The sequence below is a fragment of the Shewanella corallii genome, assembly GCF_023349125.1.
GTDB lineage: Bacteria > Pseudomonadota > Gammaproteobacteria > Enterobacterales > Shewanellaceae > Shewanella > Shewanella corallii.
Genome location: NZ_JAKIKT010000001.1, coordinates 539,422 through 555,702, shown reverse-complemented (window position 1 = coordinate 555,702; position 16,281 = coordinate 539,422). Strand labels below are relative to the sequence as shown.

Here is a 16,281-nt window from a genome sequence, read left to right as displayed (position 1 = left end):
AGCCCTCCAAGACAAGGTTGCGACATGAGCAAGAAATTTCTAATCACCTGGGACAACATGCAAATGTACACCCGTGAGTTGGCCGAGCGCCTGCTGCCAGCTACTCAATGGAAAGGCATCATTGCGGTAAGCCGTGGTGGTCTGGTACCAGCTGCGATTCTGGCCCGTGAACTGGGCCTGCGCCATGTTGATACCATCTGTATCGCTTCTTACGATCACGATCAAAAAGGCGAAGCGAATATCCTGAAACAGGCTCCCGGTGATGGCGAAGGCTTTATCGTAGTAGACGACCTGGTTGATACTGGCTCTACAGCCAAGCTGATCCGCGAACTGTATCCAAAAGCCAGATTTGTGACCGTGTGCGCCAAGCCTGCCGGTGCCTCTCTGGTTGACGACTATATCGTCGACATTCCACAGGACACCTGGATTGAGCAGCCCTGGGACACAGGCGTTAGCTTCCGTGCACCACTGCACAAGTAATATCGCTTTGAGCTGATACAACAAAGCCGGCGTGGAGTGACTCTGCGCCGGCTTTTTCGTATCTGGCCGATTATAAAGAAGACTCGTTAACCTTCCACACCGGCGCTCCAAAACTAACCCACTCTTCTCCCTGCAGGGCCAATACATCTTGATCATGCAGCAAAACCACTGGCCTGAACTGATCAGCTTGTCTTAGCCAGCCATGGTTATCATCAAGCGGTAAGTGGGGCACCAGATTAAACTCCATCAGCCCTGCCCCTGCGGGATCCTGCAAGCCTATGTCATTGCGATCACCACACACTGCGGCACTGGCAATAGAAGGGGCGAGTATCATGGCGCCGGCACTCAAGCCCACCAAACCACCGCCAGACAGCGCAAACTCCTTTAACCGGGGCAACAGCTCTCTTTGCTTAAGCCAGTAGAGAAAACGAAAAGTATCGCCACCGCTCAAATGAATGATGTCGCAAGCAAGCAGTCTGTCTACCAGCTGGGCATCATAGCCCTGCTCGAGCTCAAGGTAGAGATTCATCTCAATACCCAGACTGGCATACCAGTCTTTCACCGGCCGATAATATTCCCGGTTGGGATCCGGCTGCGAGGCGATGTAAGCTGCAGTCATCTCAGAAGAGCCTGAATGCAGTCTGGCTCTCAGCGCTGCCACCGCTGTTGAGGCATGCTTCGATTCCATCGAGCTTAACAATACCAGTTCCATATCTCTTTCTTTTGTCCATAAAAAAGCCCCCACATCATGACTGACGCAGGGGCAGATATTCAATGACTTTAATAGTCGGGCTTACTTAACCTGTTTGGCGTGTTCGGCAATCACAGGATTGGCAATAGCATCCTGAGCCAAAATCAGCTGCAGTTCATAGGCGTTTTGCTTGAAGGTTTCAGCCAACACGGCATCAACAGACGCATTGGTACGCTCAAATGCAATCACAGGCTCGAAGCCAGCCATCAGATTGGCCAGCATCAGACCACTGATCAGATCACCCACGCCTACAGGCTGCTTGTTCGCAGCAAACTCATACAAAGGACGATTTGCCAGCCAGGCACCCTCGGCGGTCACCAGCAGAATTTCAAATTTCTCAGTAGAGGTTGCAGCACGGGAGAGATGCTTTACCACGACCATCTTGATACCTTTGGCGATCAGGCTTTCGCAGGCCTCAATGGCCTCATCCAGGTTATGGATAACGCGCTCAGTCAGGGTTTCCAACTCAAGCAGGTTTGGCGCTATCACATCTGCTGCAGCCAAGGCCTTGGTACTGAGGAACTCTGAAACGCCGGGGGCCACAATACAGCCCTTCTCAGGATGTCCCATTACAGGGTCACAGAAATAGATTGCATTAGGGTTCGCTGCTTTCAGCTTTTCCACGGCTGCGACTATCTCTTCGCCCTGCTCGGCACTGCCCAGATAACCACTGAGCAACGCATCAACTGTGCCCAGTACCTTAATGTTCTCCAGCCCCTGCACCAGTTCGGTAATCTGGCCAGCTGGCATCACCATACCTTTCCAGCCTTCCGCGTACTGGGTGTGGTTGGAAAACTGCACTGTATTGATGGGCAGCGCATCCATGCCACTGCGACGCATAGGAAAGACCGCGCTGCTGTTTCCGGCGCAGCCATATACCACGTGGGATTGGATGGAGATGATCCGCTTCATGGGTAAACCTTTTATAAGTATGCAATTAAAAAAATAATTGTAGATTGAGGGCCAGACAGGCAACCGAGTGCGCAAGTATAACACCTGCTAAAGCATGCGCAGTGCTGCAGATAACGCTGAGCGTTTAGTTGTACGCGTTTTAATCTGGTGTTCATCTAAATCAAGGTGACAAGACAGATACTCACCGGCCTTAAGCAATTACCAGGCTATTAACACGGGTGAGATAGGGTCGAATCAGCTCAAATGGCCAGGAAGAAAACCTGACTGGAAGATCTGCAGAGGCAAAAACTGCCAGATAGTAAGACTTAGAGATATTGGTCGGGCAACCCGGACGGGGCTAAGCCAGGGCAAATACAACGGGTACAAACAAGCCTGTCAACATGGACAGGCTTAGATGTAATGGCTGGGGTACCAGGATTCTAACCTGGGCATAGACGACGGGATCAAAACCCCAGCCATACAAAAAGACCCGTCGTTTGACGGGTCTTAATGTATGGCTGGGGTACCAGGATTCGAACCTGGGAATGCCGGGATCAAAACCCGGTGCCTTACCGCTTGGCGATACCCCAAAACTGGGCGCAAGAGGAAGAAAACTTCAACTCACTGAAATATGGTAGCAATGGCGGGACTTGAACCTGCGACCCCCGCATTATGAGTGCGGTGCTCTAACCAGCTGAGCTACATTGCCAAAGCTTGAGTATTTCAATAACGGCTACATAGCTTGTGTTATCAAATAACGCTTTGAAACAGAAAGACCCGTCGTTTGACGGGTCTTAATGTATGGCTTGGGCACCAGGCTTCTAACCTGCGCATAGATGACGGGGTCAAAACCTATCAGCTAATTTCACCATACTAAATAATGGCTGGGGTACCAGGATTCGAACCTGGGAATGCCGGGATCAAAACCCGGTGCCTTACCGCTTGGCGATACCCCAAAACTGGGCGTAAGACGAAGAAAACTTCAACTCACTAAAATATGGTAGCAATGGCGGGACTTGAACCTGCGACCCCCGCATTATGAGTGCGGTGCTCTAACCAGCTGAGCTACATTGCCAATGGCTGGGGTACCAGGATTCGAACCTGGGAATGCCGGGATCAAAACCCGGTGCCTTACCGCTTGGCGATACCCCAATCAAGATTGGAAACACGATAAATAAGGAAGATGGCTGGGGTACCAGGATTCGAACCTGGGAATGCCGGGATCAAAACCCGGTGCCTTACCGCTTGGCGATACCCCACCTGTACTTCTAATTACTTCAAGTCGCTAAAATGGTACGGGAGGAGAGACTTGAACTCTCACACCTTGCGGCACCAGAACCTAAATCTGGCGTGTCTACCAATTTCACCACTCCCGCAGCGACTTTTAGTATCCCATCCCGAAGGATGGTAGCAATGGCGGGACTTGAACCTGCGACCCCCGCATTATGAGTGCGGTGCTCTAACCAGCTGAGCTACATTGCCACTTTGTTTCCTGCATCCCCCTCAGCGGGGAACGGGGCGTATTATGCTTATTCCACCCAAACAGGTCAACCGGTTTTTTCCGCCGAAACCCGGTTATTGTATCGTTCGGCTATTAACTCATCAATATGAGCATTTCAGGAGCATAACAAGGCAAAAAAGCCGCTGTTTACGTGGAATTTTTTCATTTTCAGCAGAAAAAACCAGATTCCATTAACACTCGGTGAACAGCTGCTGACCAGACAATCAAAGCGCCTGATTAAAGCATCGCCGATCCCATGGGATCTTTCTGGCAGCACAGAGATCCCCCAGACCTTTATCTGTGTCATCTGCCACTGACTGATATAAGCCGGTCAATTCACCACCTATATAATAGTGGTCTGTTGCTTCGGATAATTACCGGACCAAAAGTCAGCCAACAAAAAAGGAGCCCTCGGGCTCCTTTTGATTCGCAATCAGCTTTAGTCGCACATTTAATCCGGCATTGGAAGAGCTATGTCGGCTCACCTTACGCTGCGACTGCCAGCCCTCAATACCACAGCGATTAAACGTTAAACAGGAAGTGCATTACATCGCCGTCTTTAACGATGTAGGTCTTGCCTTCAACACGCAGTTTACCGGCTTCTTTACAGGCCGCTTCACCTTTGTACTGAATGAAGTCATCGTAAGACATTACCTGAGCGCGAATAAAGCCGCGTTCAAAGTCAGTGTGAATCACACCGGCAGCCTTAGGGGCACTGGCGCCAACAGGGATGGTCCAGGCACGAACTTCTTTTACACCAGCAGTAAAGTAAGTTTGCAGGTTCAGCAGTTCATAACCGGCACGGATTACACGGTCAAGACCAGGCTCTTCCAGACCCAGATCAGCCATAAACTCATCACGCTCTTCAATATCCATCTCAGCCAGTTCAGACTCGATGGCTGCACATACAGCAACAACCACGGCGTTTTCGTTGGCCGCAATGGCGCGTACCGCATCCAGGTGAGGGTTATCTTCAAAACCGTCTTCAGATACGTTGGCGATATACATGGTTGGCTTCAGGGTCAGCAAGTTCAGATAACCAACGGCTTCCAGCTCTTCTTTGGACAGTTCCATAGAACGCAGCATTTGGCCTTCGTCCAGAACCGGACGCATTTTTTCCAATACTTCCACTTCGAACTTGGCATCTTTATCACCACCCTTGGCACGCTTCTGCTGACGGGTAATGGCACGCTCGACACTATCCAGGTCAGCCAGCGCCAGTTCGGTGTTGATCACTTCGATATCACCGGCCGGATCGACACGGTTGGCGACGTGAACAATGTTGTCATTGTCAAAGCAACGAACCACGTGACCGATAGCGTCGGTCTCACGGATGTTGGCCAGGAACTTGTTACCCAGACCTTCACCTTTGGAAGCACCGGCAACCAGACCAGCGATGTCCACGAATTCCATGGTAGTTGGCAGAACACGCTCAGGCTTTACGATTTCAGCCAGAGCATCCAGACGGGAATCCGGTACAGGTACCACGCCGGTGTTCGGCTCGATGGTACAGAAGGGGAAGTTTGCCGCTTCGATACCAGCCTTGGTCAGCGCATTGAACAGAGTTGACTTACCTACGTTTGGCAAACCAACGATGCCGCATTTAAAACCCATAGTCTTACCTTTCTATATTAATGACGGCTTGGCCAACTGAGTGCCAAACCCAAAATGCTCAGGTCCGCTGGTGCGGGCCCCTCGATATTTAAGCAGAAAAAGTTACTCAGCTTTGAAGCTGTGCAGTCTGGTTTGTGCCTTCACCATGCCGTCTTTAAACAGCACTTCGGTGGAACGAACAGCTTCATCCACAGCAGCCAAAATCTTCTCCTGATCCGCCTGCGGTGCCTTGTTCAGCACATAACCCGCGACTTTATTCTTGTCACCCGGATGACCTATGCCGATGCGCAAACGGTAAAAATCTTTGTTGTTACCCATTTTGGCGATGATATCTTTCAGGCCGTTATGACCACCGTGACCGCCGCCTTTTTTGAACTTGGCGATACCAGGCAGCATATCCAGCTCATCATGGGCAACCAAAATCTCTTCCGGCGCGATGCGGAAGAAGTTGGCCAGCGCAGATACCGCTTTACCACTTAAGTTCATATAAGTGGTTGGGATCAGCAGGCGTACATCCTTGCCGTGCAAAGTGACTCTGGCTGTCAGGCCGAAATATTTGCTGTCAGGCGTCAGGCTGGTGTTGCAAATACGCGCCAGCTCTTCCACATACCAGGCACCGGCATTATGACGTGTCTGGGCATATTCGGCGCCCGGATTGGCCAGGCCGACAATCAGTTTAATTTCACTCATGCTTATTATTTGTGACCGTCCTGAAGGCGGTATTTTCCACATTGAATTTTCAAAAACGCGGCATTTTAACACTCAATCTCGGCAGGCAACAAATTTCAGACAGCATAAGCATCAAATCCTCTGGAAAGCCGCGCCTCGAGCAACAAAAAACGGGACCTCAAAGTCCCGTTCAGCGGAATGTATGCGACCCAGGTTGCAATCTTAAGACTGGTTCAGCCCCAGAGCGTATTTAAGCACCTTATCTTTTATTACACCGGCGTTATCGGCGAGCTTCAGCGCGGCGTTACGCAATAGCTTAAGAGGCAGCAGATCATTGCTGAAACCTGCATAGAAGGCATCCATTGTGGTCATCATCAGCAGGTTATCCTTATATCTGGCGTCCTGATAACGGCGCAAGCTGGCCTGGCGCCACCACTCGCTTTCTCCTTTGGCTTTATCAAGCAGTTCAACCAGTGCATCTACATCTTTAAAGCCCAGGTTCACCCCCTGCCCCGCCAGCGGATTAATGGTGTGAGCGGCATCACCGAGAATGACCAGGTTGTCGTCCACATATTGTTGAGCATGGCGTCTGGTCAGCGGGAAACTGCCGCGACCAAGCACAGTAAAGTCTCTATCCAAACGTTCCGGGAAATGGGCTTTAATCTCGGCTTCCAGTGCAGGCGGGCTGAGTTGATTCAGCTGTCTTATCCTTCCCGGCGAGTCGTACCAGACCAAAGAGGCAAACTTGCCCGGCAGCGGCAGCAGTGAACGTGGGCCACTTGGGGTAAATTGTTGCCAGGTAACATCTTGCTGCTCACAACCAGTAGCAATATTAATCAGCATGGCGTGCTGACCATACTCCCAACCGGTCACGCCGATACCTGCCCAGTCCCTGACCTGGGAATTGGCACCATCCGCTCCCACCAGCAAACGACACTCAACCTCGGACTCGTCATCCAGTACGACATTGATGCTGTCTTCACGACGCTCGAAACGGCTGACTTTGACCGGACACTTAAGGGTAATAGACTCGACCGTATCCAACTGCTGCCACAGCGCCAACTGAATGACCCGGTTCTCGACGATATGTCCCAGGTGCGAAGCCTTTATCTGGTCAGCGTGAAAGCGGGTAATAAAGCCTTCCATCTCCCAGGTTTCCAGCCCCATATAAGGTACGCTGCGCATCCCATGAATGGCATTCAGTGCGCCAAGGCGGTCAAGCAGCTTTTCAGAGGCAACACTGATAGCAGAGACTCGCAAGTCCAGCGGCTGCTCGGGAGCATATGGCTTGGGCTCAAAGGCCTCAATCAGGGTAACCCGGTATCCCAACTGTCCCAATCCAATGGCGGTTGCCGCGCCCACCATGCCGCCACCAATAATGACTACATCCTGCATCTCTGATCTGTCCAAGTGTGTTACCTGTTCTATTCATGCCCACTTTTATCCGTGAGCAAATGAACTATGTCTGAATATTTCCGGGCGGGGAATTACACATATTTACTTACAACCCACAGGGCCTACCCGGAATTCCTTGCCTACACTCATTACATGGCTTGACCTTTTTGCCGTTGAAATGAGTTCAACGCGTCGTTGAGCCACTCGCACCTGTAATAAGTGAGGATATTATGAAGACACTATTCGCCTCTGCTGTACTTGCCCTCTTTGTAGCTGCACCGGCCAGTGCCAATTTGCAGCCAGCTCATTATTCTTTGGATAATATTGAGCGCATCGAAGTGCTGTACGAAAACAGTGTGGATTATGCCTTATCCCGTGATACCAAGGAATGGCTGATCCAGGAACTTGATGTCCTGTCTAACGATACTTACCACAGAGTCAAACAGCAAAACCTGTCACTGATCAAAGCCTTTGAGGTGAACGTACCAGTGTCGGGCGGTTTGGCTCAAACCTCTACAGTGAGGTGATCCGGCCAAACCCTCACTGGTTGTGGGGTTTGACAGTAAGGTCAGTGGCTAAATTAATTCGGACAAATGCTGGTCAGTATCTGGCAGAATGGGTAAAATACCGCGCTATTTTTTACCCTGGTTCGAAGAGCGAAGCACACTGATGAGTAAAAAACTCCATATCAAAACCTGGGGCTGTCAGATGAATGAGTATGACTCATCCAAGATGGCCGACCTGCTGGGCGAAGCTCAGGGCTATACCCTGACTGAAGAAGCAGAAGACGCAGATATCCTGCTGCTGAACACCTGCTCGATTCGCGAAAAGGCTCAGGAAAAGGTATTCCATCAGCTGGGCCGCTGGAAAACCTTGAAAGACAAAAACCCTGAGCTGATCATCGGCGTGGGCGGATGTGTAGCATCACAGGAAGGCAAGGCAATTAAAGAGCGTGCCCAGTGTGTTGATATCATCTTTGGCCCCCAGACTCTGCACCGTCTGCCGGAAATGATTGAACAGGTTCGCCGTGGCGAAAAAGCGGTTATCGACGTTTCTTTCCCCGAAGTAGAGAAGTTTGATCGTCTGCCTGAGCCTCGCGCTGAAGGCCCGACCGCGTTCGTTTCTATTATGGAAGGCTGCAGCAAATACTGCTCTTTCTGCGTAGTGCCATATACCCGTGGTGAAGAGGTCAGCCGCCCTCTGGATGATGTGATCCTGGAGATCGCTCAGCTGGCTGAACAGGGCGTACGTGAAGTGAACCTGCTGGGTCAGAACGTAAACGCTTACCGTGGTGCCACTCACGACGGTGAGATCTGTAGCTTTGCCGAGCTGCTGCGTTACGTTGCGGCCATCGACGGTATCGACCGTATCCGCTTCACCACCAGCCACCCGATTGAATTCACTCAGGATATTATTGACGTATACGCCGATACCCCTGAGCTGGTGAGCTTCCTGCACCTGCCGGTACAGTCTGGTTCCGACCGCATTCTGACCCTGATGAAGCGTAACCACATGGCCATTGAATATAAGTCCATTATCCGCCGTCTGCGTCAGGCCCGTCCTGATATTCAGATCAGCTCTGACTTTATTATTGGCTTCCCGGGCGAAACCCAGGAGGACTTTATGGATACCATGAAGCTGATTGAAGATGTTAACTTCGACCACAGCTTCAGCTTTATCTACAGTGCCCGTCCGGGAACGCCGGCAGCCGATTTGCCTGATGATGTCGATCTGGAAGAGAAGAAGCAGCGCCTCGCAATTCTGCAAGACCGTATCACTCAGCAAGCGATGCGTTTCAGCCGCCATATGCTGGGCACAGTTCAGCGTATTCTGGTAGAAGGTCCGTCGGTACGTAATCCAATGGAACTGCGCGGCCGTACTGAAACCAACCGAGTGGTGAACTTCGAGGCGGATCCAAAGCATATCGGCAGCTTTGTGGATGTGGAGATTGTGGATGTATTCCCTAACTCTCTGCGCGGTAACTTTATCCGTGGTGAAGATGAGATGGATCTGCGTCGCAACCTGCGTCCGTCAGACATTCTGGCCAAGCACAAACAAGACGACAATCTGGGCGTAACTCAGTACATTCCTGAGTAAGATCTCAGCAAGATGACAAAGGGCGGCCCCATGGTCGCCCTTGCCGTTTTTTGGGAGTAAGATAAGTGCCAACACACGGGTCCAATGCGTTCAGTAGCAACCCGTTTTACCAATGCAAACAAGGGAGCATTCGTTGTCCAGCAAATTAAATACGATGAATTTGTACCTCGAACCCGCCGACAATCGCCGTCTGGCATCACTGTGCGGTCCCTTCGATGACAACATCAAACAACTCGAGCGCCGCATCGGCGTAGAGATCAGCTACCGTAACAACCATTTTAAAATTGTCGGTCAGCCTCGCAACTGCTTAACCGCCAACAATCTGCTGAAAGAGCTCTATGTAGAAACTCAGCCAGTCAAGGGCAGTACTCCCGACCTTGAGCCGGATCAGGTGCATATTGCCATTCAGGAAGCCATCGCACTGGAAGTGGAAGAGCCCGGCGACGATAAAGAGCTGTATATCAAAACCCGACGTGGCGTAATTAAGCCTCGCAATCCAAACCAGAGTCAGTATGTAGCCAATATTGTGCGCCACGACATCACCTTTGGTATTGGGCCGGCGGGTACAGGTAAAACCTACCTGGCTGTTGCCGCTGCGGTTGATGCACTTGAGCGTCAGGAGATCCGCCGCATCCTGCTGACCCGCCCTGCAGTTGAAGCCGGTGAGAAACTGGGCTTCCTGCCCGGCGATCTGAGCCAGAAGGTAGACCCTTATCTGCGTCCTCTTTACGACGCTCTGTTCGAGATGATGGGCTTTGAAAAAGTGGAACGTCTGATCGAGCGCAATGTTATCGAAGTCGCGCCACTGGCTTATATGCGTGGCCGCACCCTGAACGACGCCTTTATCATCCTGGACGAAAGCCAGAACACCACAGTTGAACAGATGAAGATGTTCCTGACCCGTATTGGCTTCAACTCCAAGGCGGTAATCACAGGTGATATCACTCAGATCGATTTGCCACGCAATGCCAAATCCGGCCTGCGTCACGCCATCGAAGTACTGGGCAACGTGGAAGAGATCAGCTTTAACTTCTTCCAGGCAAAAGATGTCGTGCGCCACCCTGTGGTTGCCCGTATCGTTGAAGCCTATGAAGCTCATGACCAGAAAGTTCAGGCCGCCAAAGGTGTGACTGACAGCCAGTACAAAATTGAGGAAACCAGCCATGAGTCTTGATTTGGCTATGGACCTGCAAATCGCTGTTGAGGGCTATAACCTGCCCTGCGAAGCCCAGTTTGAAACCTGGGTTCGTGCAGCACTGGGCAACACCATGGACGAGGCGGAACTCACCATCCGCATTGTGGAAGCCGAAGAAAGCCAAACCCTGAATCGGGACTACCGTGGCAAGGACAAATCAACCAATGTGCTGTCCTTCCCATTTGAAGCCCCGCCGGGAATTGAACTGCCTCTGCTTGGAGATCTTGTCATTTGTGCCGAGGTCGTTGAAAATGAGGCTGCCGATCAAAACAAGCCGGTCGAAGCCCACTGGGCACACATGGTTGTGCACGGTTGTCTGCATCTGCTAGGTTATGATCATATCGAAGATGCCGAGGCGGAAGAGATGGAGTCTATCGAGACTCAAATCGTTGAAAGCCTTGGATTTGAAGACCCTTACAAGGAGCAATAATTAGCTTGAAACAAGCTAAGAGCAACACTATGAGTGACGACATCCCCCCGAGTACGAACGCCTCTAAAAAGAACTGGTTTGATCGCGTTAGCCAGTTGTTCCAGGGCGAGCCTCAGAATCGCGAAGAACTGGTGGAAGTGATCCACGACGCTGAACAGCGTGAACTGATCACTGAAGACACCCGTGAAATGATTAAAGGTGTATTGGAGGTTTCCGATCTGCGTGTGCGTGACATTATGATCCCGCGTGCCCAGATTGTAGCCGTTCAGATCAACAACACAGTCGAAGAGCTGCTCTCCACTGTGATCTCCTCTGCCCACTCCCGCTTCCCTGTGGTGAATGAAGACAAAGACCACATCGAAGGGATTTTGCTGGCAAAAGATCTGATCAAGTACGGTTTTAACATGAGCGAAGAACCATTCGCCCTGTCAAAGGTGCTGCGCCCCGCGGTAGTAGTGCCAGAGAGCAAGCGAGTGGATGTGCTGCTGAAGGAGTTCCGCTCCCAACGCTACCACATGGCAATCGTAGTGGATGAGTACGGTGGTGTGTCCGGTTTGGTCACCATTGAAGACATTCTTGAAGAGATCGTGGGCGAAATCGAAGATGAGTTCGACCATGACAGCGCAGAAGAAACAGAAATCCGTAAGGTAAGTAACCGTGTCTATATGGTAAAGGCTTTGACTCCAGTTGAAGACTTTAACGAAAAATTCGCCACTCAGTTCAGTGACGAAGAGTTCGATACCATTGGTGGTCTGGTGTCCCATGCCTTTGGTCATCTGCCTGAGCGCAATGAAAAAATCACTATTGAAGGTATTGAGTTTAAGGTTATCAATGCTGATACCCGTCGCCTGATCCAACTCAGGGTAACTCTGCCTGCCTCCGAAGAGGCTGAACCGACAGAAGAATAAATGCTGTTGACCAAGACCCGGGACAAACTTTTGTCCCATCCTGTTGCGGTACTGCTCACGGCCTATGCGGCCGGCGGCAGTACCGCTCTTGCTTTTGCGCCCTACAATATTTGGGTGCTCTATCCTCTCGCACTGGCGTTCGCCCTCTGGCGTATGCCCACACACAGTTTTAAAGCTGCATTTGGTTATTGGCTGAGCTTCGGCTTTGGCGCTTTCAGTATTGGTATCAGCTGGGTGCACGTCAGTATGGACAGGTACGGCGGTCTGCCGCTGGTTGCCTCGATAGGTCTGATGGCACTGCTGGCACTGTATCTGGCGCTGTATCCGGCTTTGGCCGGTGGTCTGCTTCAGAAACTGAGCCGCCGCAACGACTACTGGCGCTATCTGGCTCTGTTCCCTGCCTTGTGGACGCTGACAGAGTGGTTGCGGGGCTGGGTAATGACCGGCTTCCCCTGGCTGTGGGCAGGCTACAGCCAGACTGATGGCCCGCTACGGCCGCTGGCATCCATCACAGGCACTCTGGGATTAAGCTTTGTGGTGGCCTTTATGGCCGGTGCCATCTTGCTGGCACTGAGCAAGCGCTGGAAGCCATTGGCCATCGCCCTGCCAATCTTGCTGGCAGTGACCCTGGCGGTGCCATCACTGAATGACATTGTGTCTCAGGACAAACAGGTTAAGGTCGCACTGGTGCAGGGCAATATCGCCCAAAGCATGAAGTGGGAACCTGATCACCTGTGGCCCACCATGCTCAAATACATGGACTTGTCCCGCCCTGTGCTGGATGCCGATATTGTGATTTGGCCCGAAGCGGCTATTCCGGCGCCTGAATATATGGTCAATGACTTTCTGGAGAACGCCAATAAGGCCGCGAATCTGAATCACGCAGCCATTATCACAGGCATTATCAGTTACCAGCAGGACAAGTTTTATAACTCACTGATCGTGCTGGGGAACCACTTTGGTAAGCAGCAGGCTGCTGGCGACTATCTGGGTGACGGCGTCAATGAGTTTCGCAAACACCACTTACTTCCCATAGGTGAGTTTGTGCCTTTTGAGGACCTACTGCGTCCGATTGCGCCCCTGTTTAATCTGCCCATGTCCTCCTTTGCCCGCGGTGACTATCAGCAGCCAAACCTGAGCGCTCTGGGTTATCAACTGGCACCGGCCATTTGTTATGAAATCGCCTTCCCTGAGCAGGTCAGAGACAATGTTCACAGCAACACAGATATGCTGATGACAGTCTCCAATGACGCCTGGTTCGGCGAGTCCAACGGACCTCTGCAGCATATGCAAATTGCCCGGATGCGTGCGGTGGAACTGGGCAGGCCTTTACTGCGAGCCACCAACAATGGTGTTACCGCCGTGGTGGACTATCAGGGGAATGTGATTAAGTCCCTGCCTCAGTTTGAAGCTGGAGTATTGACCGCCGAGGTGCCATTGGTAACCGGCATGACCTGGTTCAACAAGCTGGGGCAATGGCCGGTACTGGCACTGGCTGTGGTGCTGATGGCACTGAGTATTGCCAGAAGACTTAGCCTGCTGGGATTGCCTAAGTCCGCTGACTGATAAAAAAGACCGCCACATGGCGGTCTTTTCGTTCTTCATTTGGGACGACGTCCACCCAGAGCCAACAATCTGGACTTAGGAACCTCTACCGGATACTTGTAGAGCTGAGCCCGCCGCATGGCACTGATATGCTCTTTATCCAGCACCACCTGGCCATCTTCCTGGGATACCCCGAACCACGTCAGCGCTGAGCTGACATCCGGCATCTTTTCGCTGTCACGCCACTTATCATAATAATAACTGAACAGGCTCATCCCCAGTTGCTCGTCCAAAGCCGTAATGAACTCCCGCCCGGTTTTAGAACTGCTGTCGTTACGGCAACAGCTCTGGTAACTGGACAGTACTGCCAACAGCTGTTCACCATGCAGCTGCAGCGCGTACTCCATCTGCAAATAGTAAGCCGCGCCTACCCAGTAAACCCTCATGTAACTGTGCTGTGACTTCATCTCCCTGCTCGCCTGACTGAGCCTGCCGGTAAATCGGCTGCTGTCTGCCCGCGAAAATCCATCTATCAGCCCCTGCCACAGCGCCTGCTCACTCTTGAGTCCCGCATTGAACATCAGTATGCCCTGATACCAACTGGCCAGCCCTTCAGATAGCCATACATCACTTCGCCCCGGGTATGGCATCAGCAGGTGGCTTAACTCATGAGCAGCGGTCCAGTCCGCCATCAAGCTATATGAACTCAGCTCCTTGCCAAGGTAAAAGTTGACCCCTTCTACGCCTTCTCTTCGGACCTCCGCCCAGGGCACGGGTCCTTTACCATAGCTGGCCCGTTTAATCTGGTACCTGGCCTGCTCTACCGGAAAGCGACCATAAAGCCCAGCCAATGCCTGACTGTAGCGCTCCAGCCAGCGTGTCACGACCTGCCTCTCACTGGCATCAAATCCATCATCAAAGTGCACTTCAAGCTCTGCACCACCAACATGGAGAAGGTCATCAGCCTGAGCGTGGCCAGCAAGCAGAATGAAGATAAGCAGTATCAGTTTCATGCAACGTCTCCCATCAGGGGATAAATGGAGCCTTTGCGGTTCAAGTCTCACTCTACCTTTAACTACGCCCCCTGTCGGCGGACGATCAGCAAAGGTGGTAATTAGACTGAACGTTTTTCACTCTGCCTGCGTAACAATTCAGGAATGGACAAACAGGAGAGCTTAAATGCTGGCAGAACAACTTATGCAACAAATTCAGCATGGTCAGGGTGAAGCTATGATCATCAGCTATGCGGACAGCAATCACTATTTGGCAGGTCTTGAGGATGGGCATGGGTTGTTTCATGCATTGAAAAGCAAACGTGGCGAGCTGATAACTTACAACTCTATTAGCGAAGCTGAACACGCATTGGCATCCATAGGGGTAAAAACCGCTACGGTGCAACTCCAGACTGCGTACGATGAAATGGTAGGACAAACTGAATCATCTTCCAGCCGTTATACAGTCGGGCTGTAATGATTCATCAGGAATGAGCCCTGCTGTGGGCTCAGCTTAACTTTTGTATTCAGGGCTTGCGCTGTTACTGCATACTGACAAACTGTTTTTGCCAGCTTGAGTACCAGGCTGACAGTGCTTCAACCGGTCTGGGCAGACAAATCAGATATCCCTGAACCACCATCTGGTCACAGTTATCAATCAGGTATTTCAGCTCTTCTACTTGCTCAATCCCTTCCGCGACCAGGGTAACATCCAGTTGCTTTGCAATATCCGTCAATGAGTGCACCACAGCCTGACAGAATGCGTCACGATGGATATTGATAATCAGGCTCCTGTCGATTTTTACCTCGGAAAATGGCAGGGTTCGCAGTTGATTTACATTGGTAAAACCTGTGCCGAAATCATCCAGAGACACACCAAAACCGCGCATTCGTAAACGATTAAGCGTTTCCAGTTGCCGCGCATTTCTCAGCGCTCTTTCTTCAGTGATCTCCAGCACCACCTTATCAATCATCACGCCCTCTTCCTTAAAGGCAGACTCCAGACGTTCAACCAACCCCTCCTGCTCCAGTTGGGGAGGCGACAGGTTAATCCCCAGTTTGACCTGCTCCCCGAATATCTGCTTAAGGTAGTGACCGGACTGACATGCCTTATGGATCAACTGAAATGTCATGGCATCCAGCAAACCATGCCTGTCCGCGGCTTCGATAAACCGCCAGGGAGTGATGGCGTTTACCTCTCCGGGACGCTTGATACGCATCAGCACTTCAACACTATCCACCTTATTGGTCACCATATTGACCTTAGGCTGGTAGTAAGGGGTAACCCACCCCTTATCCAGAGCCTCAAGCAGTTCAGCCTTGCTGAGCTCCTGTTTGTCTTTACGGACATCGCCCATCAGTTCTTCAGCTTTCAGCAGCAGTCCGTTCAGATCATTTGGTTGGATCGGCTTGGGCACACAACCAATCAATCTCAACCTGTGATGCTGGGCAATCTCGGCAGCGAGAGTAATGATTCTGGGCTCCATCTCTGAGATGATCCCCACCGCCCCTTTGAACTCAATTTCTCCCAGCTTACGTAATAGCTGCATACCATCCATATCAGGCATATTCAGATCGGTAAGCAGCAAGGCATATTTTGCGGGATTTCGGTCAATCGCTTTGATGGCCTTGGCTGCACAATCCACACAGGTAACCTGATGGTAACCCTGTTTATCGAGCATGGATTGCAGCAATAAAAGAATGGCCCGTGAGTCGTCAATGACTACTATATGTTTATCCTTCAACATAGGCGTGCAGATAATGAAAGTTGTGCTTTTAAAACTAGTAAAAGAAGGCGGTTTTGCAAAAAGAA

General features: G+C 51.4%; 15 protein-coding genes and 8 tRNA genes. 8 read left to right on the top strand and 15 right to left on the bottom strand.

What is annotated here, in order from left to right:
* Nucleotides 1–24 precede the first annotated feature (24 nt).
* Nucleotides 25–480: a xanthine phosphoribosyltransferase gene (gpt, locus tag L2725_RS02355; RefSeq protein ID WP_248934261.1), complete on the top strand. Its 456-nt coding sequence runs from the start codon at nt 25–27 to the stop codon at nt 478–480.
* A 70-nt stretch (nt 481–550) separates the two neighbouring features.
* Here the strand turns inward: gpt and L2725_RS02350 are convergent, their stop codons facing one another.
* The 13 genes from L2725_RS02350 to L2725_RS02290 form a co-directional block, all read right to left on the bottom strand.
* Nucleotides 551–1,192, bottom strand: coding sequence for a Type 1 glutamine amidotransferase-like domain-containing protein (locus L2725_RS02350; protein ID WP_249247451.1), 642 nt, complete (start codon nt 1,190–1,192; stop codon nt 551–553).
* An 81-nt stretch (nt 1,193–1,273) separates the two neighbouring features.
* Complete coding sequence (pdxY, locus tag L2725_RS02345) at nt 1,274–2,143, bottom strand: pyridoxal kinase PdxY (protein WP_249247449.1); 870 nt, start codon at nt 2,141–2,143, stop codon at nt 1,274–1,276.
* A gap of 494 nt (nt 2,144–2,637) precedes the next feature.
* Nucleotides 2,638–2,712 (bottom strand) — tRNA-Gln (locus L2725_RS02340).
* A gap of 42 nt (nt 2,713–2,754) precedes the next feature.
* Nucleotides 2,755–2,831, bottom strand: a tRNA-Met gene (locus L2725_RS02335).
* A 172-nt stretch (nt 2,832–3,003) separates the two neighbouring features.
* A tRNA-Gln gene (locus tag L2725_RS02330) sits at nt 3,004–3,078 on the bottom strand.
* Between the two features lie 42 nt (nt 3,079–3,120).
* Nucleotides 3,121–3,197 (bottom strand) — tRNA-Met (locus L2725_RS02325).
* Nucleotides 3,198–3,199: 2 nt separating this feature from the next.
* Nucleotides 3,200–3,274: transfer RNA gene (locus L2725_RS02320), tRNA-Gln, on the bottom strand.
* 32 nt (nt 3,275–3,306) lie between these two features.
* Nucleotides 3,307–3,381 (bottom strand) — tRNA-Gln (locus L2725_RS02315).
* Nucleotides 3,382–3,413: 32 nt separating this feature from the next.
* Nucleotides 3,414–3,498, bottom strand: a tRNA-Leu gene (locus tag L2725_RS02310).
* A gap of 29 nt (nt 3,499–3,527) precedes the next feature.
* Nucleotides 3,528–3,604, bottom strand: a tRNA-Met gene (locus L2725_RS02305).
* A 541-nt stretch (nt 3,605–4,145) separates the two neighbouring features.
* Nucleotides 4,146–5,237, bottom strand: coding sequence for a redox-regulated ATPase YchF (ychF, locus tag L2725_RS02300; RefSeq protein ID WP_249247448.1), 1,092 nt, complete (start codon nt 5,235–5,237; stop codon nt 4,146–4,148).
* A 102-nt stretch (nt 5,238–5,339) separates the two neighbouring features.
* A complete protein-coding gene (pth, locus tag L2725_RS02295; RefSeq protein ID WP_249247446.1) occupies nt 5,340–5,927 on the bottom strand; it encodes an aminoacyl-tRNA hydrolase in 588 nt (195 codons plus the stop codon).
* A gap of 201 nt (nt 5,928–6,128) precedes the next feature.
* Nucleotides 6,129–7,301 carry an FAD-dependent oxidoreductase gene (locus tag L2725_RS02290; protein ID WP_249247977.1) on the bottom strand — a complete coding sequence of 391 codons (1,173 nt, stop codon included), beginning with the start codon at nt 7,299–7,301 and terminating at the stop codon, nt 6,129–6,131.
* A gap of 230 nt (nt 7,302–7,531) precedes the next feature.
* Between L2725_RS02290 and L2725_RS02285 the strand changes: the two genes are divergently transcribed.
* The 6 genes from L2725_RS02285 to lnt all read left to right on the top strand — a co-directional run bounded on the left by L2725_RS02285 (nt 7,532) and on the right by lnt (nt 13,497).
* Nucleotides 7,532–7,828, top strand: coding sequence for a hypothetical protein (locus tag L2725_RS02285; protein WP_115138025.1), 297 nt, complete (start codon nt 7,532–7,534; stop codon nt 7,826–7,828).
* A gap of 142 nt (nt 7,829–7,970) precedes the next feature.
* Entirely contained in the window at nt 7,971–9,398 is a 1,428-nt protein-coding gene (miaB, locus tag L2725_RS02280; protein WP_248934256.1) for a tRNA (N6-isopentenyl adenosine(37)-C2)-methylthiotransferase MiaB, read from the top strand.
* Between the two features lie 133 nt (nt 9,399–9,531).
* Nucleotides 9,532–10,572 (top strand): PhoH family protein, encoded by a 1,041-nt coding sequence (locus L2725_RS02275; protein ID WP_115138026.1) that lies wholly within the window; start codon nt 9,532–9,534, stop codon nt 10,570–10,572.
* Complete coding sequence (gene ybeY / locus L2725_RS02270) at nt 10,562–11,023, top strand: rRNA maturation RNase YbeY (protein WP_249247444.1); 462 nt, start codon at nt 10,562–10,564, stop codon at nt 11,021–11,023. The genes L2725_RS02275 and ybeY overlap by 11 nt, the downstream gene beginning before the upstream one ends.
* 29 nt (nt 11,024–11,052) lie before the next feature.
* Nucleotides 11,053–11,931: a CNNM family magnesium/cobalt transport protein CorC gene (gene corC, locus L2725_RS02265; RefSeq protein ID WP_115138028.1), complete on the top strand. Its 879-nt coding sequence runs from the start codon at nt 11,053–11,055 to the stop codon at nt 11,929–11,931.
* Nucleotides 11,932–13,497 carry an apolipoprotein N-acyltransferase gene (gene lnt, locus L2725_RS02260; RefSeq protein ID WP_249247443.1) on the top strand — a complete coding sequence of 522 codons (1,566 nt, stop codon included), beginning with the start codon at nt 11,932–11,934 and terminating at the stop codon, nt 13,495–13,497.
* Nucleotides 13,498–13,532: 35 nt separating this feature from the next.
* Here the strand turns inward: lnt and L2725_RS02255 are convergent, their stop codons facing one another.
* Nucleotides 13,533–14,489, bottom strand: a complete 957-nt coding sequence (locus L2725_RS02255; RefSeq protein ID WP_249247442.1) for a hypothetical protein — start codon at nt 14,487–14,489, stop codon at nt 13,533–13,535.
* A 166-nt stretch (nt 14,490–14,655) separates the two neighbouring features.
* Here L2725_RS02255 and L2725_RS02250 point away from each other — a divergent pair, with 166 nt between their 5' ends.
* On the top strand, nt 14,656–14,946 hold the full coding sequence (locus tag L2725_RS02250) for a DUF6482 family protein (protein ID WP_115138031.1): 291 nt from the start codon (nt 14,656–14,658) through the stop codon (nt 14,944–14,946).
* 64 nt (nt 14,947–15,010) lie between these two features.
* Here the strand turns inward: L2725_RS02250 and L2725_RS02245 are convergent, their stop codons facing one another.
* Nucleotides 15,011–16,216 carry an EAL domain-containing response regulator gene (locus L2725_RS02245; protein ID WP_249247441.1) on the bottom strand — a complete coding sequence of 402 codons (1,206 nt, stop codon included), beginning with the start codon at nt 16,214–16,216 and terminating at the stop codon, nt 15,011–15,013.
* Between the last annotated feature and the right edge of the window lie 65 nt (nt 16,217–16,281).